Raw genomic sequence first — 24,152 nt, forward strand, 5'->3', positions numbered from 1 at the left:
ATGGTTAAGTCTAACTTTATTAAATCGATACTTCTTTGCTTTGCTGTCTTAACATCATCGCCAGTTTTTGCGGTTGCTCCATCAACACAAGTTTTTGAATCTAAAGATACGCCTATTGCTGAGTTTATCTCATGGTTCGCCAGCTACACGGGTCAGACGGTTGTTCTTGGTCAAGGTGTTACGGGTAATGTGAGCTTTACTGCTCCTGAGTTAAAGCCTAATGAATATGCCTCTTTCTTTGATTCTGTTTTAAGGTCACATGGTTATGCTCTTGAGTATTCAAATGGTGTTTATACTGTGTCTGTTAATTCAGAACAAATTCAAGTTTTAGATCCTCCCCTGGTTAAGCTCTATCGTTTGGAGCATGTAAGAAATACTAAGGTTGTCGATTTAATGAACTCGATGTTAAAGGCTACTCAAACCCTTCAGTTAAAAGACCAGTCCATAGACCAATATGATGTGCAAATTTTACCAACGAGTAATTCTATTATTGTCACGGGTACGCCTGAGCAATTAGAAAAAATTGATACGCTTATACAAGGGATTGACCGCCRTCAAAAGCAAGTTTTCATAGAGGCAATCATTACAGAAAATGAATTAGGTGATAGTAAAGATGTTGGGGTTAACTTAGAGCTGGCTATGGGAAAAGCTGGATTTGTCACGCAGCCCACTTCTATTGATAAAGCCGTAGACAACTTATTCATATTTAATAGTGGTGATTTCTCAGCGTTGGTTAAAGCTGTTCAATCAAGTGAAAACACTGAGCTACTATCACGTCCAAATATGCTCATCATGGATAGAGAACGCGGCTATATTACGGTTGGTCAAAACGTCCCTTTCTTAACTTCGAGTGAAGTTACTGACGGAGGCAATACCATTCAGCAGATAGAACGTAAAGACGTGGGGGTTTCACTAGAAGTTACACCGCATGTTATGGGCGATCATGTAGTGCTTGTGATTAATCAGGAATCTAGCTCTGTGACTAATTCAGTTATTGCTACAGATATTATCACCAATAAGCGAACACTAAGCACTGTAGTTAAGGTTCAAGACCAGCAAACCATTGCTCTAGGCGGTTTAATATCAAGTGAGGAAAGAAAGTCTGTTTCGGGTGTTCCACTGCTTATGGATATACCGTGGCTCGGTGCTATTTTTCGCTCAGAGGGTACGAATCAGGTTAAGAAAGAATTAAAGGTTGTTATTAAGACAACGATTCTATGATGACTGATGATCAAGTTTTACTTTTGGTTGATGCTTTGAGCCATATGTCAGCTTTAGACTCGTTTCTAGGGGCTTTTATAGCTATTGGTTTTTGGCGTTTTATTGATTGGTTTTCTAAGTCTTCTTAGTGCGTATTTATACGCATACTTGGGCATCGCCCCGTAGCGTAGCGGAGTCACGGAGATACCCCGTAGGGATAAGCCGCCCACATGATTTAAAGTATGTCCCAGTCAGTGATTAGGCGAAAACCTAGTCACTTGAAGCATAATAAAAAACACCCCTTTTACTGCCAAGATACCCTTGCAGAGCCTCTCAACAATAGAGGGGCGTTCTCCTACTGGAACCCGTCTATTTCATAATTCTTGCTAGACTCCTAGCCATCCTTAATAGATATGTAGAGGTCTTTATTTCTGCTTCTGATTGAATCTCTAATAGTGCGATTCCTGCTAATATTTGCTGTGCAGTGACCGCTTGCCCGTTTGGTAGCTCTAACCGTTCATGATGCATTTTGAAGTGTTTCCAGTCGTCATTGGTGCACAATTCACGCCCGTTAACCATTCTCATAAGCCTTTTGCATTCTGGCGGAATGGGTTTTCCTTCGTCCCATCCTGTGATTGTCCTCACAGTTTTAAAGCATAATTTTGCCGTTTCGTCCTTGCTTAAACGACAAATAAATTCACGAAAAATGTAATTCTCGGTCATTTCTCGATGGTGCATATAATACCCTTTCATTATAAAAGGGTTCATATACCTTAGTTGTTGATATGTAACTAAATTCATTTGACATAATCGGACATAATACGCAGTTGGCTAGTGCTTTATTAGGGGTCGCTACAACCAGCGCCAATCCTGTACAAGCCATTGATATTGCTCTAAATCCTAGCCCGTTGTACTTTTTTGCTATGTGTTCCCATAACTGCTTAATCTGTGGATTTTCATTGCGGTCAGCGTGGCAACCAAGCAATGCTAGCTCAGGGTCAACTCCTGCACCTGAAGCTAAAAAAACTGCTTCTTCATCAGTAAGTTGGCGAACACCTTTTCTTATTTTACTAATCTTATTCGCTTCTAGTGCCAAATCATGGGCAACTTGCTTATCTTGTACGTAGTTTTGAGCCTTTTTGTAGGCATCTAACAGTTCATTCGTGTACATAACTTCCTCCGTAATTCCTCAATAATAGCCTGAAAAGTCCGATTTTTCGCACTTTACAGTTGCGATTAATCGCATGTACTGTTGCGACATATCGCATTTATGCTCGTTCAGTTTACGGGCTTTATTTTGACCGGCTAAGTCTGGGCTGTTTGCCCTTGACGTTAATGGCTCACTTGGTCGGTCAATTCCAATAATCAGTCATGGTGGTTGTTATGTACATTATTCAAGTTTGCTCTGGGATTCTTCCTCGTTATCTTTCTCATTATCTTGTTACTGATACTGGTCTTACTCCTGTTATTACAGTTAACAAATCTAAGGCAATGCCTTTGACTGATGCCGATTCAAAAGACGCTTTCAATAGACTTCTTCCTGCTTGGCCTCTAATGAAAGTTATTAAGGCTTAACTCATGGATTCAATCTACTTCGACAATGAACCGAACCATGGAATCAATGCTTACTTTCCTTGGGGTCATAACTTTTTTAAAACTCAGCGTGATTTCTTTCAGTTCATCGAAGTTCATTACGGCATGGTGTCATTTCAGATTATTGAAATCACTGACGACAACTATCAAGAGCTTTTAGTTAAAGGTGTTTTCCATGCCATCTAAAAAACCTCACAAGTACCATGATGAAATTCGTCCTGTGCAAGTTGATCATCTAGCGTTCTCATTTTCTTATGGTTCGTTAAAACATTTAGACAGTTCTAATGACCAAGAATTTATCAACTTACAGTTTCCTGTTTTTAAAAAGCTAAGTGTTGATGGTCGCGTCAATTCACCTGAAGCAATCGACAAATCTATCGAGTTACATCGTAACAAATGTCGTAAGGTTTTGGCTCATCGCTTTGATGACTTCATGTCTAGGGTCTTCAATTTTCATTTATCACCAATGCGCGGTCGCGGCTTACATGGTTATGAAGATTCAATGGTCATTTATGACTCAACTGGAACGGTTGAATGTGGCTTGGTTGGTGTCGGTGGCAACAATGACACGGTATACGTGCAAATTAATGGTACTGGTTGCTCTAAGTTGTTCGAGTTCACCACTCACAAAAAGCTGTATTGGTGGCTGTCACTTTTAGGTATCACTCGCCTAGCCCGTTTGGATCTTTGTGTTGATGACTACACCGGAATTTTTGACTGTAAGTATGCTGAGAAATGTTTTTATGAGGGAGCATTTCGAACTGCTTCTCGTGGACGCGGGCCAACAATGGTTCCTCATAAGCGCATCTCCCAATCAGGTGAATTATCAGAAGAAGCAGTGCTCGTTGGCTCTAGAACTTCTGCGGTTTACTGGCGTGTTTATAACAAGAAATTCGAACAAAACATTTCTGACCCTGAAGTAATTTGGTACCGCAATGAAGTGGAATTAAAGAAGTGCGATTTAACACTACTCGCCTCGCCCGCTTCTGCGTTCGCTGGTCTTTGTGACTTTTCAGCCAGTATCGACCCAGCCGAACCTATGAAAATTGAACTCAACAAAAAGAAAGCTGGATTGGAGTTTATGGCTCGAATCGCTTGGGTTCGCCGCCAATGTGGTAAAGCCATTTCTGAAGTGGTTGCCATGACTGAAGGCGATTTGGGTGAAGCGTTTGGTTTGTTAATTCCTACGCATCATCGCAGAGCAAACTTTGAAACCTCGTTGGGAGTTCCTGACGAATACACTAAACATAAAATCGAAATTTTGGAGTCAAGAATATGCCTACAATAACTGGTATTGCCATAAAGCGCTTTCCTAAATCTGGTATGGAATTTGCGGAACTTTGCGTCCTTCGTGCAGTAGAAGAAGTCGAACATGAAAAATTCCAACAAACTGGAATTGGCTTTTCGACTGACATTCCTTTCAACAAACAAGCACTGAAAATTGATGTGGACTATGCACGTCAACTTATCCAAACCCGCGCGTTCGTGGCTAACCGAGAGTATGAATTGAGCTTTGGTGCAAACCCAAATGATCCGCTCGATATTTTGGTAAACAAACTGGCTCCGGTTGATGAAGAAGTTAAAAAGCACTTCGATAGCTTTATGAAAGCTAAGTAATCAGGTCTAGGTGCTATGTCTATTTGCGTAACTGTTATTGATGGGATTTTGCAACAATCGTCTGGTGACGTTTGTGAATATGTCTTGGTCTCTAAAGAGCAGTTAACGCACTTGGTTGATGGTCAATTTGATTGGTCATTATTGGAATTCGACAAATCCTTGTATGAATTCGTTGTACAGCAAAGCTTAATCACGTTCATTGGTGGGCATGTATTAGGTCGAGTATTAAAACACTTTCGTTAATCCTTTTAGGAAAATTATTATGAAATTACGTCAAATCGCTAGTAACAAAATTCTTCTTGCTTCTGTGGCTTTAACTTCTGGCTCTGCGGTCGCTGACCCGAGTGCAAATGAAACAGCTATTACTGCTGCCGTTAATGCTGGTAAAGGTATGGTCGAGCTAACCACTTCTGGTGTGATTGGTATTGCCGCTCTTGGTTTCGGTCTTGGGATGGTAGTCGCTTGGCTCCGTAAGTAATGATTATCTCTGTTGTCCTTGGTTCTTTAATGTGCGCCTCATTTCTATATGGCGTATATACGGGGGTTATAGCAGGTTGATTAATTGGGAGCTTCGGCTCCCTTTTTTATTAGGTTTATTATGAAAAGACTTATACCGTTTTTGTTATTCCTTACATTCTCATTCCAAACCTTAGCTTCAACTATTTATGTTTATCAAAGTCAGATTGACGAACTTAAAGGGCAAACGGGTACTATTGCTGGAATCATTGCACAAGGGAATGGAATTTGTTCAAAGGTGACCGCAGGTAAATATTACGGGAGATATAAGAAAACTAGTGGCGGTCGGAAAATTCAGTCTAATAATATTCGTCATAATCTGCTTTGGTATAACGATAAAGATTGCACTGAGCGTTATGGTAGAAAATCTTCTTATACAACAACTATGTTTACAGCTGGTGAATGTCCAGAAGGTACTGAGCTTAATACTGAAACTGGTCTATGTGAAAAGGTATGTAAAAAACTAGAGGGTGACTCTGTAGGAACGATCGCGTTCCCTGCTGGTACTTCTACTGTTAGTGCTGTTTGCCGTAATAGTTGCCGTGCCAATTTACTTGGTGGGACTTGGATTTCGAGTGGCGTTAATGGTGACCCTCGCCCTTTCGGTCATTACAATTTTACTGGTGAATCTTGTGATGGTTCAGAAGGTACTGGAGGTGGTGATACTGGTTCTGGTGGTGATACTGGCTCTGGCGGTGATACTGGCTCTGGCGGTGATACTGGTTCTGGTGGTGATACTGGCTCTGGCGGTGATACTGGCTCTGGCGGTGATACTGGCTCTGGCGGTGATACTGGCTCTGGCGGTGATACTGGCTCTGGTGGTGATTCTGGTTCTGGTGGTGACTCTGGCTCTGGCGGTGATTCTGGTTCTGGTGGTGATTCTGGTTCTGGTGGTGACTCTGGCTCTGGCGGTGATTCTGGTTCTGGTGGTGACTCTGGCTCTGGCGGTGATTCTGGTTCTGGTGGTGACTCTGGCTCTGGTGGTGACTCTGGCTCTGGTGGTAACTCTGGTTCTGGCGATGGTTCAGAAAAAGGATTGACTAAGGGTGATATCAAAGGGGCTATTGAAGATGCTCTCGGTAAATCTGGTTCATTTTCAAGTCCTACGGGTGGCGATGGTTTCTCATCCGGTACGGTTCTCACTAACTCTCTAACAACTATACAAACTGAAATTGAAGAATTAGAAATACAGCTAAAAAACAAACTTAAAGATTCCCCTTTAAAGCTCGGGCAAATGTCATTTTCTAATGGTTCTTATGATGGTACATCCTTTTCTTTAAGTCGCTGGGACGTTGACGTTGGTTTCAATCTCTTTAGCTCTCTTGGGGCTGATAATACTGAAATGATTCGAACGGTTATCTTGTTCATTGCCACTCTATTTGCTGGTTTTATTTTACTTTCTTCTGGTCGCTCTAAAGGTTAAGTCTATGGAATATTTCTACAATGCACTGGATTATATTGTCACTGTTTTTGGCAGTATTTATGACTTTTTTGCTTCAATCCCAGACCTGATTTTAGAGGCGTTTACTTATGCTTGGTTTTGGTTCATTAAGCTTTATATCTATTTAAAAATTGAAATGTTGAAGATGGCTTATAGCGTAGCGTCATTACTTCTTTCTGAGTATGAGGTCTATACGGTGTTAAATATGGCTTTTAATAAGTTGCCTGCAGACCTTCGATTTTCATGCTATCAGCTTGGTGTGGTTGATGCTGTTCGGATTGTTGTCGATGCGTTTGCAACGGCATTTGTTTTAAGAATTATGGGGTGGTGATATGGCTGTTTCCTTTCGTCATGGCTCTAATGGTGCTTACAAAACGGCTTATGTTACATGGTTCGAAATTCTCCCAGCTCTAAGGGATGGTCGTATCGTTGTAACCAATATTGAAGGTTTAAAGCCTAAAGAGTCTATAGAGGAAATTTTGGGTGAAAAGTTTCCTGAATCAGCTCGTTTAATTAGGATCTTTACTCGATCTTCTGAGGGGGTAATGCTTTGGCAAAACTGGTTTAACTGGATGCCTCTTGGTGCATTTGTTGTGATTGATGAATGTCAGGATTTATATTGCCCAGAAGCTGGTTTTAAACGTGAGAAGTTTCTTCAAAAACCATTCTCAGACTTTGTAGATTACCTGCCTAAAGACTTCACCGAATTATTCTATTCACGCTGGCTTCCCGTAGACCCTAACTCTTTCGATGTTGGTGATGTTGATGATTGTGAACGTACTCAATTGGATGAAAATAACAGACTGCTCTACCCGTTCGATTTCTATGGTGCGTTTATGCGACATAGAAAATATCAATGGGATATTGTTATGCTCACACCAGATTACACTGCAATCCCAACCTGGCTAAAAGGTTGTGCTGGTGAAGCTTATTCTCACCGTTCCACGGATACTTTTTTTCGAAGTCGTAAGCCTCGTATTTATAACCATCCTCCCAAATCTACGAAAACTGCACCTTCTACTAAAGCTGATATGGCTAGCAGTACTAATAAGAAAATTCCTATTGATGTATTCGCTCTTTATCAGTCGACAGGAACGGGCGGCTTCAACTCTACTCAGTCTGACATTTCGGTATTGAAGTCACCTAAATTTATTCTTGCCATGCTTATTGGTGTTTTAGCTATCGGTAAATTTTTCTGGGATTTAACTAATGTACTATCTGATTCTGATGTGGGTGAAGTTCAAACGGTTGATGCGCCAGCTCCCGATACCAACTCGCCTACTCTACCCAATTCGGCTTACGTTCCTGTACCTGAAAACGTTCCTACTGAAAGTGGGGAAAGTGCTGTTCGGTTGGATTCTAGCAATGTTGATTCTCAAACTTCTGCTGAAAGTCTTTTTGATGCTGTAAATCCTTTCTTTGATGCCTTTCCAGTCTTCAATGGCTCAACTGCGGTCTATCTTACGTCAGTAAGTAGAACGGTTTATCCAAAGGGGTTTGGTGAGTATTCTGATTTTGTTTTTAGGATAGATAAAGGTGTAGACACCTTTTATATACGCTCTTCTGTTTTAAATCGCTACGGCTACCGCTTCAATTTGATTGATGATTGTTTGATTCAAGTGCGCTCTAAATCTGTATCAAGGGTTTTAACGTGCCCACCAACATCAAGCGGAGTTGCGTTAGCATCGGAGAATGATGGTTTGATGGGTAATAGAGTTGAAGATGTTCAAAAGTCGGTTGATATTTTCAGTATGTAGAATAACTATGTATGCTATCAAAAAGCGAACCGGCAAGTTGTTTGCCCTAGGATCACTGCAATCAAATCGGTGGTTTAGCCTGGATTGAAATGGATAAAATGCTATCATAATAAAATCAGGACAAACCGGCATTGAGGGGAAATGATGGCTATTACGATTAGAGATACTGACCAACACGAAGAAATGCTATCCAAGCTAAAAGAATTAACGCGAACGTCTACGATGTCTAAAGCTCTAGTTCAAGGTGGGTATGATGCACTTAAATATCACGAGCTATATCAGAAAGAACGAATGCTAAATGAAAAGCTGAAGCGCAAGCTCTACAACAATGAAATGGCAGTAAATGATTATCTCGATGCATTAAAAGGACTTGAGTCTGTCGTTGAATAGTCCCGAAGGGATAAGGGAAACCACAGAAGTAACTCGGTGTGATGTAGTTGAATTCCCGATAAGTAGCGCAGCGTAGCTGATTCGATGAAACCACCTTACCCGCCCTTTTCATTGCCAAGATCACCCTAGCAGAGCCTCACAACATCAGTGGGGCTTTTTGCTACTGCAACCCATATAATTAACAACTCTTCCTACTCTGCTCACAGCTTCGCGTGAGTCGTGAGAGCTGAACAGCGAGCGCGACGCTGTGGGCAGCAACCCCCGTGTTGTATCACGGGGGTAAATTCGACCTATCTATCAGTATCCATCAATCCTTGCTTGAGGTTTTTGACGGTAACGATAGTAGAAACTCCTATCGATGCGTGTCATTACTGATTTGAAATTGCATTTTGCTATAGTTTACAAACTTTTTGTGGCAAAATATTCCCAACATTATCGCTTTCCACTTAAGTGGTTAAGGCTTTAACATTTAGGAATGACTTTGTTTATATCTAGTGCTGAAATTTTAAACTTATGGGGCAAAGAAAAAATTACTATCCCATTCTATGAAGACGTTACACTACTGACTGGTGCTAATGGTTCAGGGAAAAGCTCTTTGTTAAACATTCTCTTTGATAGTCTAAATAGCACAGCAAAAAATAGAAAACCATCTACTTCAAAAAATAGATTTTGGTCGTCTAAAGTATCTTTTACAAATGATGTAAATATGACTACTTTACTCATGCCAGTATCATTTGATGATAAAGAGTTCGATAGCGCAACTAAGGAAATACTTGAGTCAGTTGATGATACTCATGATTTTGATTTTTTGTGCTCTCTCCAAGATCACTTTACGATTCATAGTAACGACTTTTCACAAAATTATGTGAGCTACACTAAGAATGAACAAGGTGAACGGTGGCTTAAAACTGTTGATATCCCTAACGACCTAGATACTGATGAATTTAGTGAAAATTTGACTAAAGCTCCTCTTGCGTTTCTATTTCAAGAAGATCGTCAAAGCATGCACAATCTTGCTAATTCCAGTATCGAATTTACAGGTAATTATTGGAAATTATACAAAAGTTCTATTGACGAGCGTTTTTCTTATTGTCGTGATTTCATGCAAGTTCTTGAATCACACTTAGATAAACTCGTAGCAAAAGAACTTCGAAGTTCTGGCAATAACTTTGCCAATCTTGTTTTATCTGAAGAATATAACTACGCGTCGCAGCGTTCGCAAGAAATAGAAGAAATCGTTGAAATATTGAACGCATACTTTGAAGACAGTAATAAATATTTAGTTAGAGATGAGCAAAATAAGTATACGTTAGCAAGTTCCAGTTCTGGCGAACCAATCCATTGGGGATTGTTATCCCGTGGTGAAAAAACCATAATATATTTATTATTTTCTACTTATTATTACAGGGACAAAGTAAAAGTTTTCCTATTAGATGAGCCTGAAATATCACTTCATGTAAGATGGCAAAAGCGACTGATAAATGATTTGCGTAATATCGCACCGAAAAGCCAATTTATTATTGCTACACACTCCCCCTCGTTAGTTAAGGACGGGTGGAGAAGCAGGTGTATTGAGGTTGGCGTCAAATGAACATCAATATAGGTGGCTCAGATTTCGATGAAGATGATCAGCTAGAAGAAGCATATGATGTCTTTGGCATAGCTCCTGTGATAAACATTTATGTAGAAGGGTTCGATGACAAAAGGTTTTGGGGGAGAGTTTTTTCAGAACAAGGCATTGTTGGATTTAACATAGATGCCGTTGGAGTTGAAGCTAAAGCAAATGGTAAAGGTACCCTTCTCAACTTATTAAAAGAAGGTAAGATAACGTTAGGAAAGTATTATTTAGTATGTATGGATTCAGATTATGATAATTATTATAGTTTGAATCAGGAAATACTAAGTAGTGAATTTTGTTTTCAAACTTATGCATATTCTATTGAAAACTTATATTATCATCCTAAAGGTTTCCTTGACCTTTGCTGTAATATTGCAGGTAGCTATATAGTAGACGAAATTCCTTGTTTCGAAAATTTAATTAAAGATTGGAGCCAGCAGTACTATCCAAGTTTCGTTAAGCTACTTGAAGCAGGTTCGAGAGAAGAAGCTAAAAAGCTAATTCTCAAAGCAACCCATACAGGCGTCCAGCTAGCTCCAGCAGTTGACATCTCAGATGTCGATTGTTCTAAATTCGACGAAATGGGATTAAAGCCAGATAATTTGTTTCTTTTTTATCGCGGTCATAATTTTGAAGCTCAAATGAAAAGGCTAGCAAATAGAGCAATAATCGCTCTAAATAAGCCAGTAATTGATAAAATATCCCAGCATCAACCTAAAGATAAGAAAAAAGCTTTAATTCAAGAATGCCGTAAGAATGTGTTGGATCTAGAAACAGCTGTTGCTTTACGCAATATTCCAGATTCGGTCTGCTTTCCAAAAATAGTTTCAGATATCCAAATATACAAAAATAAATACGCTTAGCCTTTATGAAAAAGCTGAACTCAATGAGTCCGGCTTCTTTCTTCTTGATGAAGACTCAATACTTAACGCCCAGTTGAAGTAACTAACTCATTGCTTACTTATACTCTAGATGATTTCTATAGATAGACATTGTGCGTGATGTTTGATGTATTAGCTGACCACCTTGATTTAGCTTTATTCTCATCGTAATTTGTATGAGTTAGTTTTTATATGTCAAGGATATGAAATGGCTAAGTTTTTAAACACAAGTGCTACAAATTACTACCTCGAAGAGCTCATTAAGAATGCATCAGAAAGACTGATACTCATCAGCCCTTTTCTTAAGCTGAATGACCGAATCAGAGAGCTATTAGAAGATAAAGATCGATTGAAAATCGACATCAGAATTGTTTATGGAAAAAGCGAACTTCAACCGGATGAGATTAACTGGCTTAAAGGCTTATCTTTCGTTCGCACTAGTTTCTGCAAGAACCTTCATGCTAAGTGCTACATGAATGAAAGCTCTTGCATCATCACTAGCTTGAACCTGTATGAGTTCAGCCAGGTGAATAACAATGAGATGGGTATCTTCATTGATAGAGATGAAGACTCAGAGATTTATAAAGATTCTTACGATGAAGCTCAGCGCATTATTCGTATTAGTGATGAGGTTAGAATTTCATTAGAAAAGGTTTCATCTGACTCTGCCGAACCAGCTGCTACTGAAGAATCAAATACAGTTGTTGAACAAGCCAAGATTACTTCTTCTAAGCTTGCTAAGAAACATAGGCTTAAAACTGACGACTTTCTTCAAGCCTGTGTGACTAAAGGATACCTTTCATTAGAAGGTGGAAAACACACTCTAACGGAATCCGGTAAAGAGCAAGGTGCTGAATCCAAATACAGCAAACGCTTTGGGCCTTACTTTATTTGGCCTGAAGCTCTAGAGGTTGTTTAATCTAAACAAACTAAAAAGCTCCTTTCGGAGCTTTATTTTTACCTCATAATTTTAGCCAGCGCCCTAGCAACCCTTATTAAGTATGTTGAAGTCCTTATCTCTAACTCAGATTGTATTTCTAATAATGCTATTCCAGCTAAAATTTGTTGCGGTGTTACTCGCTGCCCTGTAGAAGTTTCTAACTTGTCATAGTGCATTTTAAACTGTTCCCAGTCTTCACTAGCACTCAGTTCCCGACCTTTCGCCATCCTCATAAGCCTTTTACATTCAGGTGGCATCGGTTTTCCTTCGTCCCATCCTGTGACTGTTCTCACAGATTTAAAACACAATTTTGCGACCTCTTCCTTGGTCATTTGGCATTCCATTGCGCGAAAAATATAGTTTCTACTCATTTCGCTGTACTTCATCAATTAAACCTCTAAATACAAGAGGTTGCATGATTTTACAAATGAGTGAGGAATTAAACATAAACAGACATAATACGCAGTCGGCTAATGCTTTATTTGGGGTTGCTACAATCAGATCTAACCATTAAAAAAGCTTAGGACTAAAGAAGTTGGTATGCACTTGCCTTTGATAAAAGGTAGAACCGCTGTCTTGAGCGCTTGAAATTGATCGTTAACAAATACTGCGATTTGAGGTAAAACTTGCTTGTGTTACATCGTCACATAAGCAAGTCTGAGAATTGAAGGTGTATTACATTTGTAATGTTAGTTTACCAGGCTTGTGAGCTTTGACCTTCGATATCGATGAGTTGGACATTTGAACATTTGCGAACCAATATGGTTTATGCTTAACGTTAAATATTTGACTACTCTCAAGCGAATCATAGATTGAAAAAGCTCTCGCTTGTGCTAAAGCGGCTCCGTAAACGCTGCGCTCAGAGATTGGTAGATCGTCAATATCTTCTAGTAACGCTTGTTGGATGTAAGAGCTATTAGCATCCCAGTCAATATGTTTAATTAGTTTTTTGGCTATCTTCAATTCCGTTCTTTGAATAACAGCTGCTAAAAACTCTAGATTTGGCATCACTTCTGAACATGCGTAGTACTTTTCTCGCTGATCAATAGCTTCTCTATACTTCATCATCGTTGTCACGAGAGCGTCTTCAAATACTTGGGTAAAGTGATTACAAATTAGAAAAAGAGGCAAAGTTCTTAAAACCCCTAATAGTATTCCTACGTCCTCTTCTTTAGCTACAGTTTCTTGTAGTCTGAGTTTGGTAGCTGATGAAGTAACGACCAGGTGTTGCCAGACTTTGGGAGCTATATGTTTCGTATTATCATCAGACCATTTAAGCATTGACTGCGCCATGATTACAGGAAATAACATGCGGCAGTTTTCTATGCCAAGTAGACCAATAGCGACTTTGGGATCGGAAATTAATCTAGGCTTTTTTCCGAATTTCTCACTAAACTCTGGGTTTGAAACAAATTCAATTAAGCTCGAGCTTAGTTGCCGGCTGGATTCTGCCAGAGTATTTAGTTTAGTAAAGCTTAGGGATGGTGAAAATGCACTGGAGGCAAATAGGCTAAAATCAGGCAAGTGCGTATACAATGAGCTCACCAGTGTAGAATCAAATTTAGCACACAACATATCTTCTGCAGCAGAACTTACATCATCAATAACACTTTTCAGTGTTTTTTGCTTCGCGGCAATTTTTTCATTTTTAGCGGTGACTCGTTCCTGCTCACATAGAAGTAAAATTCTTTGGTTTCGAGAAATTCGGTCGGCTTCATCGAAAATAACATCTTCGCAATATCGTCCTTCTAGGCTTAATAGCAAGTCTACATCATCGTGATTAACTGAATATTTAGGGCTAATTAGCCATTGATTGAACCTGTGTTGGACTTGTTCTGTTATTTTCCTAGTAATTTCAATTGCTTCAGGTGTGTAATGTTTATTTGTTAAAAGCAACCTATTTCCCTTTATATTGCTGTAATTTGTATCTTTAGATACAGAGTTATATGTCTGATATATTAATGTAATTCAGTCTATGTTTCACGGTTTACAGTATGTTTCTTTTAAAACTTTTAGTTATAGTGCGTAAGGCTATTGGGTTATATGCAACCTTATGAATTTCTCAGGGAATACATATTTATAAGTCTTTCCAATTCTGACTGATTTTTTGGCAAACTTGCAAAGCTTTCTATCACCTGAAGTCCTTACTCTATGTATTTTAGCGCGGGTATCAAAATGTCTCATTTCAATAGTAACATCGCAATAGCCTTGATATTCCATTGTAGATTTATCCAGACTTTTAACTATTTGGGATTTGATCTTTTTTGCGATGGGGTTGATTTCAGAGTCATCAGCTAATGCTGGTGCTATCAAAAAGAATAATATGCTCAGTACTTTCATTTTTCTAATTTCCATAACATTTAAAATACAAAGTATGTCGCTATGGCTATGATAAATCAGACTAATAAGTTGAACTTTGGATAGATATAACCCAACCCTGAAATGAGGTTGTTAATAAAGGCTTAAGCTTTCTTGCCGCCTTTCGATTTAAAACCATTATGAGGAAAAACGTTTCTAACCCGCTGTTGAACACCTTTAGGTATTGTTTTTGAAAAACTCAGTTGGTAACCAGAACGTTTTGAATAAACTTTTACCTCTCCAGTAAATGGGGTTATACGCCCAATTTCTACCACATTATGTCTAAAAGATGGGGGGAAGTGCCCTTTTGACTTTTCAATCGTTCCATCTCTAAACAATACTTTGAGTACAGGTCTGTCAATAAGCACAAGCCAAAATAATAAAATGGCACCAGCCAGAATTACATACATCATGAAATCACCTAATCATCCGCTAATAGTTTGCTTAAATCTTCTTTTAAACTAGTAACCGTTTTACTTGCCTTTTCACTACGTGAAGCTTCACTCACAAGGTATTCAATAGCATCTGATAAAGTGCAGCCTAGCTCATTTGCACGCTGAGATAACTTTTCCCAAACTCGATAATCCAAATCTATCGATTTTTTCTTTGTATGTATTTGCTCAGCATTGAAATGTCTTTTACGTTTTGCTCGAATCGCTTGTTTAAGCTTATTGTCCAGGTCTGGAGACATATTGTCATTAATCCATTCGAGCACACCTGTTGGTTGATGTTCTAACTTTAATAATTCATCAACCGCATTTTTAGCTTCACTACTATCAACGTACTGAGTAATCGCTACGCCATCCTTCCATTTTTTGACTAGATATTGCCATTTCCAACCGCATTCTAAGTTTTCTAACTGTTGATATTTCATATTGCTACTCAATTTAAACCATGGTGACAGCGTAACCCAAGTTTCTGGTTTTAACAATCAATGTGGATGAAAAGCAGACTAACTTCATGTTTATTTTTACTATATTGAATCAAGCTTCAATATTCATCTATTAGCCCCATTGCTTTTTCTATATACTCCCTACCTCTTTATCTTTTTTAGAATTCTCGATGACTCAAGTAGACTGGCGAAATGTAACGCCTCAATACGATCAATTTAGTTCTCAGTTAGAACAGTTCCCTAAGATTACTCCTTATTCTTTTTTAGATATTCAAAAACGCTTTCAGCCAGCTCTTAGAAGATTTGAATGCCTTTCTAATCTATCTAAGGTTCTCTTAGTTAATGCTCCTGATAATTCAATTTATCGTCAGCTTGTTTCAGAGTCTCTATCGGTTTGTTCCGCTGATAAAGCTCAACCAATAATTAGAACTGAATCTCTCAAAGTTGAAAGTTTATTTGATCAAGTCGAAGTGAAAGATAATGAAGTCATCGCTCATCGTACTGGGTTACTTTCTAGGGCTGAAAATGGTTATTTAATCATATCGGCGAACTTGATCCTGGCAAATCCAGGCTGCTGGTTACTTTTAAAGTCAGCTCTTCTCGGTGAAAGTATTGAAGATATAAATAGTAATCCGGTTCACATATCATCTGTCAGCACTTCTCGTACTTATAACGTAAAGCTAATTGTCGTTGGTGATCGCGTACAACTAGGTGATTTAGACTTTCTTGATAGTGATGTACAAACAGGTTTCTGTTTATTCAGCGAGTTAGAACAAGATTTAAAGTTAACAGACCAAAACTTTTTAGAGTATCTAGGTTATTTAAAATGGCTTAAAGCACGTTTTGATCTCCCTAATTTTTCAAATGATTCCATCCTTTCAATAATGAAAGCCGGTGCAAGAGAGACAGAAGATCAGCACTATGTTCCACTTTGCCCTATCTGGCATAACTCATTATTAAGTGAAGCTGCAATTGAATCAAGCAATCAAGAGATCACCCCACAGCACATCACTCTCGCATTAGAGCATAAGTATTACCGAGAGTCTTACCTTCCAGAAAGAGCTATGGATGATATTCTCGATGGGCAAGTCATTATCGAAACTGATGGTGAGCAAGTTGGCCAGGTTAATGGTCTGACAGTTATCGATGTACCTGGTCACCCAATTTCTTACGGTGAACCAGCCCGTATCTCATGCGTTATTCACTTCGGCGATGGAGATATTGCTGATGTTGAGCGTAAAGCCGAGCTTGGTGGTAATTTACATGCAAAAGGCATGATGATTATGCAAGCATTTGTAAGTAGCTCACTCAATTTAGAGGACCCGCTACCTTACTCTGCCTCCATCGTATTTGAGCAATCTTATAGTGAAGTTGATGGCGACAGTGCATCCCTTGCAGAACTTTGTTCACTAGTGAGCGCCCTATCTGAATACCCTATTAACCAGCAAATTGCTGTTACTGGTGCAGTAGACCAATTTGGTCGTGTACAAGCTGTTGGCGGCTTAAATGAAAAAATTGAAGGCTTCTATAATGTTTGTAAACACCAAGGGTTTACTGGCAACCAAGGCGTAATTTTACCGACCTCAAATTTAAAACATCTTGCTTTAAAAGATGAATTGGTAGAAAGCATTAAAAGTGGACAATTTAATATTTGGTCTGTTTCTAATGTTGATGAAGCTATACCTCTAATAATGAATAAACCATTTAGAGATGAGAATGAAGAAAACGTTCTGAGTAAAATTGCAGAGCGTATTGAAAACTTTGAAAGACATGAGCACCCGCCTGGATTCGTGGAACGTATTAAGCTTCTATTTTCGTAGTACTGGTTTGTCTAGTACTCATCGGACTTGTTTGGCGTACACGTGTTCACTAAGATGCACCTATCAAAAATTGGAGTAATTGATAATGCAAAACAAACCTGATTCTTACACTCGTGAAGACCTATTAGCATCTAGCCAAGGTGAGCTGTGGCCAGAAGGTCCACAATTACCAGCACCAAATATGCTGATGATGGATCGCATTACAAAAATGTCTGAAACTGAGGGTGATTTCGGTAAAGGTCTAATTCTAGCTGAATTGGATATTACTCCTGACCTTTGGTTCTTTGACTGTCACTTCCCTGGTGACCCTGTAATGCCTGGATGTTTAGGGCTTGACGCTATGTGGCAATTAGTTGGCTTCTACTTAGGTTGGGTTGGCGGCAAAGGTAAAGGCCGTGCACTTGGTGTAGGTGAAGTGAAATTTACTGGTCAAATTTTGCCTACAGCTAAGAAAGTAACCTATGAAATTCACATGAAGCGTGTTGTGAACCGTCGTTTAGTTATGGGACTAGCTGATGGTCGTGTGCTTGTAGATGGCAAAGAGATTTATGTTGCTAAAGATTTAAAAGTTGGATTATTCCAAGATACCTCTGCTTTTTAAATAAAGTTTCTTTTATTAAAGGTGATCTCAATGATTGCCTTTAATTTTCTATCAACCTATTTAGTTATAGTGCATTAACATGATTTAAATAAGGCTTCATCATAGAAGCCTTATTTAAATCATGTTATTTGTAGAGACCTGCCTGCTTATCATCTCTAGCATCTCGCCAACCACCTAGCCAATTAGACCTCGATTCCATTTGATTATAAGGGCAATCTTCCTGAGATCTTCCATTTAAGCCAGCTTTATAGCCTTGAGATTGTGCTCGTTCTAAGCGATCACGTTTTTGTCTCTTCATAGTGCAGTCCTCATACGGGTATTAATTTTTTCGTACAACGATGGAGTTTTTTAACTCCAACTTTAAAGATTGACCATTAACTTAATTTTCTCAAGATAAAAAAAAGCACAAGTTCAAAAGCGTGAACTTGTGCTAAATAGTATTAAATTATTTGAACTTTCTACGGAAACCCAATAACCCTAAAAGAGCAATAGAAAGTAAACCAGAGCCTGCGCCTGATCTTTCAACTTTAGCTACTTCAGTACCACGAGCTTGGATATCATCTGAAGAAGCACTACTTCTTGGAATAAGTTTAACCGCAACAATTTCTTCATTACCACCGCTCCCAAACTTACACTCTGCATTATGTGACGTTGTATCGTACCCTTGTGCTACTCCACCAACAGAGCATCGATATGCAGTTGCTGAGATTACACCAGCATCGTTGATATCAGATGCATCGATGATACGATACATATTATTGTTTCCTGAAACATTACCGTCATTAGTTAGATCATCTAGCCACCAAGCTTGATCTTTGAATATAGCCCTACGTGTTACTTCAGTACCGGTTGTCGCGGCATCATAATACGGGTAAATAAACCCACGATGACGCCTCTCTTTACCATCTACTTCACGTATAGACTCTGCATCAACTTGTCCTACGATTTCATTAAAGTTATTTACAGAACGTGCATTACCGCCAACACCAGAGAAGAAAATACCACCAGCAATGAAAGTAGCAGTAGGTAAAGATGCTGAGTTATTGCTAGAAGTTACTTGAGAAATAAACATTTTATTATCAAGAGTACCTTCTTCTGCAATTCGTCTTTTGGCGTGCCCGATAACCAATAAATTATCGTTAATATCTGTTGCTACACTATTGGTATATTTATAATCACCACCAGAATCTACCTGAGGACCTGAAATAGTCAGAGGTTCAATATTCGTTAAGGAAGTATCAATTACAAATACACTAGCATTCATGTCTTGGATATCACTGCTTGCATAGTTTGCGTTGTAACCAACCGTATAAAGTTTATCACTTGCATTATCGTAAGTAATTGCACGCATACTACCTTGTGCCATATAGTCGCCTCTTTTCTCGACGACACTTGTGCCCCATTCAGACAAAACAGGCACAGAGCTATCTGTGTTCCAAATCGCTGCTTTTGATGAGAAATAATTACCGTAATCATTAGTTACAGCAGTAGATATGCTGCCTACGTTAAAGACTTTTCCATTTACAGTTATAGAATCCCAAGCTCGTGATTCTGTAGAAGCTGTAACTGTCGCAGTAGCTAGGGCATTGTGTCTGATACTAGAACCGTCTGATTGAACTCCAACTGGCTGAGACGTCTCATCAATTGAGTTAATGACAGTATTATAAGATCCAACTTTACCAACACCTTCTATGAAAGCTTCCGCATTCACGTGAGACATGTCTTGTTCAGACACCCATGTATTCCAACGTAATGAGCTCCAGCCTTCACATGTAGAATACTGCAACAAACCAGCACAATAATCTTCGAAATTCCCATAATCTTCGAGATAGTAGAATCGGTTATCCATAGCAAATGGAACTTCTTCACGATAACTCACGCCTTCTAGAGTCACTCTAGATTCCACAGCAATTGGATAAGTACTTTCAGAACATGAAGTTGAACCGAAACAACCTAATAACTCATCAGGTGTTGCCGTTGTTTTGTCAATGTCTTCAGGCTTCACTGCTACACCAAAATACTCCGTTGCTTGAGTCGTTAATCCCGTAGGGGTTACTTCGACAACATCATAAATTGCGGCATTTGCTTGAGTTGCTGCTAAAACTAAAGCAGCAACTGTGGTTAATTTAAATTTTGTACAACTCATTAATTCTTAACTTTCCTGTTGTAGTGCTTCGAGCTCTTCCCAACGCTCAAAAGCGACTTCCAGCTCATGCTCGGTTGCAGAGAGCTTGTCTAAGATAGGTTTAGTTTGCTCTACAGATCTTGCGAAAAAATCAGGGTCATTAACTTCTACCTGTAAAGTTTCAATCTCGGTTTCCAATTCCTCTAAACGCGCAGGTAATGCTTCTAGCTCTCGTTGCAGCTTATAGGATAGCTTCTTAGTTTTAACTTTCGGTGATACTGTTTTGGGAGTTTCCTCAACAACTTTTTCTACCTTTGCTGGCTTTTCAATCTCTCGGTACTGAAGAGCTTGTGCTCGTTGCTGTTGAGCATCATGGTAGCCACCTACAAATTCTTCAACGACACCATCGCCTTCAAAGATCCAACTTGTCATCACTGTATTATCAACAAACTGACGATCGTGACTAACCAGAAGCAATGTACCCTCATAGTTGGCAAGCAAATCTTCTAAAAGTTCCAATGTTTCGATATCTAAATCATTGGTTGGTTCATCAAGAATCAACAAGTTGTTAGATTTAAGGAAGATACGTGCAAGCAATAAACGGTTCTTCTCACCACCGGATAGCGCTTTAACTGGAGTTCGAGCTCGCTTTGGTGAGAATAAGAAATCTTGAAGATAGCTAAGAGCATGACGCTCGCGGCCACCGACTGTGACTTCTTGTTTGCCATCCGCTAAATTATCAATTACTGATTTTTCAGGGTCAAGAATCTCACGATATTGGTCAAAATACGCAACCTCTAATTTAGTGCCACAATGCAGTCGCCCTGAATCAGGTTTTAGTTGATCAAGAAGTAGCTTAAGAACGGTACTCTTACCACAACCATTTGGACCAATCAGTGCTATACGGTCACCACGCATAATATTGAAACTGAAATCTGTAACAATGGTTTTACCTTCAAACGCAAAATTAAGATTTTCTGCTTCAAATACGATTTTGCCCGAACGTGATGATGTATCAATTTGAATATTTGCTTTGCCCTGCACTTCACGGCGACTCTGTCGTTCTTCACGCAGCTTCTTAAGTGCACGAACACGCCCTTCGTTACGCGTACGGCGAGCTTTGATTCCTTGACGAATCCATACCTCTTCCTGGGCTAACTTTTTATCAAACTCAGCGTTTTGCATTTCTTCAACACGTAAAGCTTCTTCTTTTTCGAGAAGATAATTTTCATAGTCACCCGGGAAAGAGCTTAACTTGCCACGATCAAGATCAACGATGCGCGTTGACATTGACTTGATAAAAGCGCGATCGTGGGAAATGAAGATAATGGAGCCACGGAAATCTTTAAGAAATGTCTCTAGCCATTCAATAGTTGCAACATCAAGGTGGTTTGTCGGCTCATCAAGAAGCAGAACATCAGGGTCACAGACAAGTGCGCGTGCCAAGGCTGCTTTACGCTGCCAACCACCTGACAGTTCGGTCAATTTTGTATTCGCCGTCAATTTTAACGCCGCAAGTACATTACTCACTCGATCTTCAAAACGCCAAGCATTAGCGTGATCAAGTTTCTCTTGAACTCGAGTCAAACGGTTTAAGTTTTTCTCACTTGGATCTTCAGCGATAATATCGAGCAAGTTGTGATATTCCTTAAGCAGCTCACCTACTTCAGCCAAACCACCAGATACATATTCATAAACTGTACCTTGTTCATTGCGAGGTGGATCTTGCTCTAAACGAGAAACAACAACATCTTGAGTGATCTGCATCTTGCCGTCATCCATGATGATATTGCCAGACAAGATCTTCATTAACGTTGATTTACCTGCACCATTACGTCCAACTAAACAAACTCGCTCGTTTTCTTGTAGAGTGAAGTCAGCATGATCAAGTAGTGGGTGATCACCAAAGGCAAGTTGCCCGTTATGTATTGTCAGTAATGCCATTATTGTTTAACCAATCGTTAAGTTCTTGAAGGCCGAATGGCCAATTAAGTTCTGATTCTTGAAATTTAAGCACCGGTATCGTTACCCCGTAACGAGAAAATAAAACATCATCAAATGCAATATCTATAACTTCAACCAGGTGACTAATGTTAAGTTGTTCCGTCAATTCAAATGCCATCTCACAAAGATGGCACCCTTCAGTACTGTATAGTGTCAGCACTTTAACTGTCCTTACTATCTAAATAATTGAGGTTATTACTTATGTGTAATTAACCAGCAATTATGAATATGTTTATTTCGAGAAAAGTCTAAAGGTAAAGTCTTAGATGAGATATTCTCCGCTTTAAGACCTAATGACTCTAAACCTTCCAAATCCATTTTAAATTGGCGCTTATTGTTTGAGAAAACAATTGTCCCTTCTTCTCTTAGGAGCCTTTTCAGGTTTTCCATCAATTGGATATGATCACGCTGGACATCAAACGTTTGATCCATACGCTTTGAATTAGAGAATGTTGGCGGATCAATAAAGATCAAGTCGTACTCACCTTTAGCATTCGCAAGCCATTGCAAGCAATCAGCTTGTTCAAATTGGTGTTGACGACCTACTCGACCATTCAAAGACATGTTCTCTTTTGCCCACTCTAAATAAGTGTTCGACATATCAACCGTTGTTGTAGAGCGAGCTCCACCTACTGCAGCATGAACCGTCGCGCTACCTGTGTAAGCAAATAGATTCAAGAAGTCCTTTCCTGCTGACATTTCCCCAAGACGACGGCGAGTCAGTTTATGATCAAGGAATAGGCCGGTATCTAGGTAATCATGAAGGTTAACGATCAATTTAACCCCGTACTCATTCACTTCCATCTTTGAAGAGTCTTGAGACAGTTTTTGGTATTGAGAGCGACCTTTCTGCTTCTGACGTACTTTAAGCACAACATTGTTCGCTTCAACACCGGTTACTTGAATTGCAGCACGAATAATATCGGTTAGACGGCGTTTTGCTTTTTCTTCAGGGATGTCTTTAGGCGCTGCATATTCCTGAATCACAAGGTGACCGGGATAAACATCGATAGCTACATTGTACTCAGGAAGATCGGCATCATAAATACGGTAACACTCTAACTTCTCTTTCTTAGCCCACTTACCGATTTTTCCAATATTCTTCTTTAGACGATTAGCGAAATCAGGAGCAATTAACTGCTCTTCTTGCTGTGTTGGGCGATCAGACATTGGACGGTCAGAAATTGAATAATTCTTTTGGTGACAAGGTAATGCACCATTATTCAACTTAAATTGTTTATCCGCACGCATACGTAAACAACTTAGCAATTCGTCAGAGCTAGAAAAAATGGAAGCATTACAGCCACCAAATTCTGATTTAAGTTGTGCTCCAAATGCAGTATATAAAGCAATTAGTCCAGGTTCGGTTCCTAGACGCTCACCATAAGGTGGGTTAGAAACGATAACACCGTTATCAAAGGTTGCAGGACGCTTCAATAGAGCAGCATCGCCAACCTCAAACTCAATAAGCTCTTCAACACCGGCTCTGCGAGCGTTGTCTCGTGCAGTTTGAATCATACGAGCATCGTTGTCATAGCCATAGAATTTGCATTCTACCTTTTTCACGCCACGTCGACCTTGAACATTGGCTTCAGCTTTAACTTCAGCCCAAAGCTCTGCATCAAAATCTTCTAATGACTCAAAGCACCACTTCTGACGCTTTACACCCGGAGCCATATTCGCAGCCATCATCGCAGCTTCAATCACCAAAGTGCCTGAACCACACATTGGGTCTAAGAAAGGTTTTGTTGCATCCCAGCCACTGCGTAACAGGATTGCTGCAGCAAGCGTTTCACGTAAAGGAGCACGACCAGATTCAGGACGGTATCCACGTTGGTGTAAGCCACTGCCTACCATATCAACGCCTAGAATCGCTTTATCTTTATGAAGGCGGACGTGAATACGAATATCAGGGCTTTCCTTGCTGATCGAAGGGCGAGGTAGAGATTTCTTCTCAAAACAGTCAACTACGGCATCTTTAACTTTCATCGCACCGTATTGGCTGTTACGAATTTCACGGTTGGTACCATTAAAATCAACAACAAATCGTTTTGAGCTGTGGAATTGATTGACCCAATTTACCGCTGTCGTTGAAAGGTAGAGGTCCATGTCATCTTGACAAGTAAACTCAGACAAAACACGTACAAATCGAGAAGCCAAACGACTCCACAAACAACAACGATAAATTTGCTCATTAGTTGCTTTGAATTTAACACCTGCTTGAACAGGTTTTGCATTAGTAATGCCTAGTTGGGTTAGTTCTTCAACTAATAAATTCTCAAGACCGTTTGAGGTAACCGCTAGATATTGATTCATAGTGTTCTTTTATTGATAAAAATGAACCCGATTATACCTGAATTTCTGAGTTAAGCGTCACACTAAACACTTCTTTTAGCGCA

27 protein-coding genes and 1 pseudogene are annotated in these 24,152 nt (G+C 39.5%); 16 read left to right on the plus strand and 12 right to left on the minus strand.

Features of this window, described 5'->3' with window-relative positions; all coding sequences use genetic code 11:
• Window positions 1-1,221, plus strand: a complete 1,221-nt coding sequence (locus tag L4C37_RS10730; RefSeq protein WP_429768559.1) for a secretin N-terminal domain-containing protein — start codon at window positions 1-3, stop codon at window positions 1,219-1,221.
• A gap of 348 nt (window positions 1,222-1,569) precedes the next feature.
• Here L4C37_RS10730 and L4C37_RS10735 read toward each other — a convergent pair whose 3' ends face one another.
• On the minus strand, window positions 1,570-1,938 hold the full coding sequence (locus L4C37_RS10735) for a regulator (protein ID WP_429768560.1): 369 nt from the start codon (window positions 1,936-1,938) through the stop codon (window positions 1,570-1,572).
• A 79-nt stretch (window positions 1,939-2,017) separates the two neighbouring features.
• Window positions 2,018-2,371 (minus strand): annotated as a pseudogene (locus L4C37_RS10740) (DUF3693 domain-containing protein); the annotation flags it as partial.
• Window positions 2,372-2,583: 212 nt separating this feature from the next.
• On the opposite strand from L4C37_RS10740, the gene L4C37_RS10745 reads away from it, so the two are divergent.
• The 13 genes from L4C37_RS10745 (at window position 2,584) to L4C37_RS10805 (ending at window position 11,932) form a co-directional block, all read left to right on the plus strand.
• Entirely contained in the window at window positions 2,584-2,775 is a 192-nt protein-coding gene (locus L4C37_RS10745; RefSeq protein ID WP_429768561.1) for a hypothetical protein, read from the plus strand.
• A 3-nt stretch (window positions 2,776-2,778) separates the two neighbouring features.
• Complete coding sequence (locus tag L4C37_RS10750; protein WP_137373236.1) at window positions 2,779-2,979, plus strand: hypothetical protein; 201 nt, start codon at window positions 2,779-2,781, stop codon at window positions 2,977-2,979.
• Entirely contained in the window at window positions 2,969-4,081 is a 1,113-nt protein-coding gene (locus L4C37_RS10755) for a replication initiation factor domain-containing protein (RefSeq protein WP_429768562.1), read from the plus strand. Before L4C37_RS10750 ends, L4C37_RS10755 begins: the two co-directional genes overlap by 11 nt.
• Complete coding sequence (locus tag L4C37_RS10760) at window positions 4,069-4,410, plus strand: DUF1293 family protein (protein ID WP_137373238.1); 342 nt, start codon at window positions 4,069-4,071, stop codon at window positions 4,408-4,410. The genes L4C37_RS10755 and L4C37_RS10760 overlap by 13 nt, the downstream gene beginning before the upstream one ends.
• Before the next feature lie 15 nt (window positions 4,411-4,425).
• Entirely contained in the window at window positions 4,426-4,653 is a 228-nt protein-coding gene (locus tag L4C37_RS10765; RefSeq protein WP_061033427.1) for a hypothetical protein, read from the plus strand.
• 16 nt (window positions 4,654-4,669) lie between these two features.
• A complete protein-coding gene (locus L4C37_RS10770) occupies window positions 4,670-4,888 on the plus strand; it encodes a hypothetical protein (protein ID WP_429768603.1) in 219 nt (72 codons plus the stop codon).
• 120 nt (window positions 4,889-5,008) lie between these two features.
• Window positions 5,009-6,349: a hypothetical protein gene (locus L4C37_RS10775; RefSeq protein ID WP_429768564.1), complete on the plus strand. Its 1,341-nt coding sequence runs from the start codon at window positions 5,009-5,011 to the stop codon at window positions 6,347-6,349.
• Between the two features lie 4 nt (window positions 6,350-6,353).
• Entirely contained in the window at window positions 6,354-6,698 is a 345-nt protein-coding gene (locus tag L4C37_RS10780) for a hypothetical protein (RefSeq protein ID WP_429768565.1), read from the plus strand.
• 1 nt (window position 6,699) lies between these two features.
• A complete protein-coding gene (locus tag L4C37_RS10785) occupies window positions 6,700-8,124 on the plus strand; it encodes a zonular occludens toxin domain-containing protein (protein ID WP_429768566.1) in 1,425 nt (474 codons plus the stop codon).
• A gap of 144 nt (window positions 8,125-8,268) precedes the next feature.
• Window positions 8,269-8,514: a hypothetical protein gene (locus L4C37_RS10790; RefSeq protein WP_429768604.1), complete on the plus strand. Its 246-nt coding sequence runs from the start codon at window positions 8,269-8,271 to the stop codon at window positions 8,512-8,514.
• Between the two features lie 481 nt (window positions 8,515-8,995).
• Complete coding sequence (locus tag L4C37_RS10795) at window positions 8,996-10,105, plus strand: AAA family ATPase (RefSeq protein WP_429768567.1); 1,110 nt, start codon at window positions 8,996-8,998, stop codon at window positions 10,103-10,105.
• On the plus strand, window positions 10,102-10,995 hold the full coding sequence (locus L4C37_RS10800; RefSeq protein WP_429768568.1) for a DUF4435 domain-containing protein: 894 nt from the start codon (window positions 10,102-10,104) through the stop codon (window positions 10,993-10,995). The genes L4C37_RS10795 and L4C37_RS10800 overlap by 4 nt, the downstream gene beginning before the upstream one ends.
• 226 nt (window positions 10,996-11,221) lie before the next feature.
• Entirely contained in the window at window positions 11,222-11,932 is a 711-nt protein-coding gene (locus L4C37_RS10805; protein WP_429768569.1) for a phospholipase D family protein, read from the plus strand.
• Between the two features lie 38 nt (window positions 11,933-11,970).
• Here the strand turns inward: L4C37_RS10805 and L4C37_RS10810 are convergent, their stop codons facing one another.
• The 5 genes from L4C37_RS10810 to matP form a co-directional block, all read right to left on the minus strand.
• A complete protein-coding gene (locus L4C37_RS10810; protein WP_171734765.1) occupies window positions 11,971-12,339 on the minus strand; it encodes a phage protein in 369 nt (122 codons plus the stop codon).
• A gap of 289 nt (window positions 12,340-12,628) precedes the next feature.
• Window positions 12,629-13,849, minus strand: coding sequence for an HDOD domain-containing protein (locus tag L4C37_RS10815; RefSeq protein ID WP_429768570.1), 1,221 nt, complete (start codon window positions 13,847-13,849; stop codon window positions 12,629-12,631).
• Between the two features lie 135 nt (window positions 13,850-13,984).
• The gene (locus L4C37_RS10820) at window positions 13,985-14,293 is read right to left on the minus strand and encodes a hypothetical protein (RefSeq protein ID WP_429768571.1); all 309 of its coding nucleotides are present in this window, start codon (window positions 14,291-14,293) and stop codon (window positions 13,985-13,987) included.
• Window positions 14,294-14,415: 122 nt separating this feature from the next.
• A complete protein-coding gene (locus tag L4C37_RS10825) occupies window positions 14,416-14,724 on the minus strand; it encodes a DUF3634 family protein (protein ID WP_137373247.1) in 309 nt (102 codons plus the stop codon).
• Window positions 14,725-14,732: 8 nt separating this feature from the next.
• Window positions 14,733-15,185, minus strand: a complete 453-nt coding sequence (matP, locus tag L4C37_RS10830) for a macrodomain Ter protein MatP (protein ID WP_429768572.1) — start codon at window positions 15,183-15,185, stop codon at window positions 14,733-14,735.
• Window positions 15,186-15,373: 188 nt separating this feature from the next.
• On the opposite strand from matP, the gene L4C37_RS10835 reads away from it, so the two are divergent.
• Window positions 15,374-17,023, plus strand: a complete 1,650-nt coding sequence (locus tag L4C37_RS10835) for a S16 family serine protease (RefSeq protein WP_429768573.1) — start codon at window positions 15,374-15,376, stop codon at window positions 17,021-17,023.
• An 85-nt stretch (window positions 17,024-17,108) separates the two neighbouring features.
• Window positions 17,109-17,624, plus strand: a complete 516-nt coding sequence (gene fabA / locus L4C37_RS10840) for a bifunctional 3-hydroxydecanoyl-ACP dehydratase/trans-2-decenoyl-ACP isomerase (RefSeq protein ID WP_137373250.1) — start codon at window positions 17,109-17,111, stop codon at window positions 17,622-17,624.
• Between the two features lie 124 nt (window positions 17,625-17,748).
• On the opposite strand, the gene rmf is transcribed toward fabA, so the two are convergent.
• The 5 genes from rmf to rlmKL form a co-directional block, all read right to left on the minus strand.
• Complete coding sequence (gene rmf, locus L4C37_RS10845; protein WP_137373251.1) at window positions 17,749-17,922, minus strand: ribosome modulation factor; 174 nt, start codon at window positions 17,920-17,922, stop codon at window positions 17,749-17,751.
• 147 nt (window positions 17,923-18,069) lie between these two features.
• Window positions 18,070-19,770: a DUF3466 family protein gene (locus tag L4C37_RS10850; protein ID WP_429768574.1), complete on the minus strand. Its 1,701-nt coding sequence runs from the start codon at window positions 19,768-19,770 to the stop codon at window positions 18,070-18,072.
• A 6-nt stretch (window positions 19,771-19,776) separates the two neighbouring features.
• Entirely contained in the window at window positions 19,777-21,693 is a 1,917-nt protein-coding gene (locus L4C37_RS10855; protein ID WP_429768575.1) for an ABC transporter ATP-binding protein, read from the minus strand.
• Window positions 21,671-21,913, minus strand: a complete 243-nt coding sequence (locus L4C37_RS10860) for a glutaredoxin family protein (RefSeq protein WP_429768576.1) — start codon at window positions 21,911-21,913, stop codon at window positions 21,671-21,673. The genes L4C37_RS10855 and L4C37_RS10860 overlap by 23 nt, the downstream gene beginning before the upstream one ends.
• A gap of 35 nt (window positions 21,914-21,948) precedes the next feature.
• Complete coding sequence (rlmKL, locus tag L4C37_RS10865; RefSeq protein WP_273296120.1) at window positions 21,949-24,069, minus strand: bifunctional 23S rRNA (guanine(2069)-N(7))-methyltransferase RlmK/23S rRNA (guanine(2445)-N(2))-methyltransferase RlmL; 2,121 nt, start codon at window positions 24,067-24,069, stop codon at window positions 21,949-21,951.
• Between the last annotated feature and the right edge of the window lie 83 nt (window positions 24,070-24,152).

This window comes from Vibrio kagoshimensis (assembly GCF_050337535.1).
In the GTDB taxonomy this organism is placed as follows: Bacteria; Pseudomonadota; Gammaproteobacteria; order Enterobacterales; family Vibrionaceae; genus Vibrio; species Vibrio gallaecicus.

Bases quoted from the DNA above. Each gene is read 5' to 3' on its own strand.
- L4C37_RS10735 (WP_429768560.1), bottom strand. From the start codon at position 1,938: ATGCACCATCGAGAAATGACCGAGAATTACATTTTTCGTGAATTTATT.
- L4C37_RS10745 (WP_429768561.1), top strand. From the start codon at position 2,584: ATGTACATTATTCAAGTTTGCTCTGGGATTCTTCCTCGTTATCTTTCT.
- L4C37_RS10750 (WP_137373236.1), top strand. From the start codon at position 2,779: ATGGATTCAATCTACTTCGACAATGAACCGAACCATGGAATCAATGCT.
- L4C37_RS10755 (WP_429768562.1), top strand. From the start codon at position 2,969: ATGCCATCTAAAAAACCTCACAAGTACCATGATGAAATTCGTCCTGTG.
- L4C37_RS10760 (WP_137373238.1), top strand. From the start codon at position 4,069: ATGCCTACAATAACTGGTATTGCCATAAAGCGCTTTCCTAAATCTGGT.
- L4C37_RS10765 (WP_061033427.1), top strand. From the start codon at position 4,426: ATGTCTATTTGCGTAACTGTTATTGATGGGATTTTGCAACAATCGTCT.
- L4C37_RS10775 (WP_429768564.1), top strand. From the start codon at position 5,009: ATGAAAAGACTTATACCGTTTTTGTTATTCCTTACATTCTCATTCCAA.
- L4C37_RS10780 (WP_429768565.1), top strand. From the start codon at position 6,354: ATGGAATATTTCTACAATGCACTGGATTATATTGTCACTGTTTTTGGC.
- L4C37_RS10785 (WP_429768566.1), top strand. From the start codon at position 6,700: ATGGCTGTTTCCTTTCGTCATGGCTCTAATGGTGCTTACAAAACGGCT.
- L4C37_RS10790 (WP_429768604.1), top strand. From the start codon at position 8,269: ATGGCTATTACGATTAGAGATACTGACCAACACGAAGAAATGCTATCC.
- L4C37_RS10800 (WP_429768568.1), top strand. From the start codon at position 10,102: ATGAACATCAATATAGGTGGCTCAGATTTCGATGAAGATGATCAGCTA.
- L4C37_RS10805 (WP_429768569.1), top strand. From the start codon at position 11,222: ATGGCTAAGTTTTTAAACACAAGTGCTACAAATTACTACCTCGAAGAG.
- L4C37_RS10810 (WP_171734765.1), bottom strand. From the start codon at position 12,339: ATGAAGTACAGCGAAATGAGTAGAAACTATATTTTTCGCGCAATGGAA.
- L4C37_RS10820 (WP_429768571.1), bottom strand. From the start codon at position 14,293: ATGAAAGTACTGAGCATATTATTCTTTTTGATAGCACCAGCATTAGCT.
- L4C37_RS10825 (WP_137373247.1), bottom strand. From the start codon at position 14,724: ATGATGTATGTAATTCTGGCTGGTGCCATTTTATTATTTTGGCTTGTG.
- matP (WP_429768572.1), bottom strand. From the start codon at position 15,185: ATGAAATATCAACAGTTAGAAAACTTAGAATGCGGTTGGAAATGGCAA.
- L4C37_RS10835 (WP_429768573.1), top strand. From the start codon at position 15,374: ATGACTCAAGTAGACTGGCGAAATGTAACGCCTCAATACGATCAATTT.
- fabA (WP_137373250.1), top strand. From the start codon at position 17,109: ATGCAAAACAAACCTGATTCTTACACTCGTGAAGACCTATTAGCATCT.
- rmf (WP_137373251.1), bottom strand. From the start codon at position 17,922: ATGAAGAGACAAAAACGTGATCGCTTAGAACGAGCACAATCTCAAGGC.
- L4C37_RS10850 (WP_429768574.1), bottom strand. From the start codon at position 19,770: ATGAGTTGTACAAAATTTAAATTAACCACAGTTGCTGCTTTAGTTTTA.
- L4C37_RS10855 (WP_429768575.1), bottom strand. From the start codon at position 21,693: ATGGCATTACTGACAATACATAACGGGCAACTTGCCTTTGGTGATCAC.
- rlmKL (WP_273296120.1), bottom strand. From the start codon at position 24,069: ATGAATCAATATCTAGCGGTTACCTCAAACGGTCTTGAGAATTTATTA.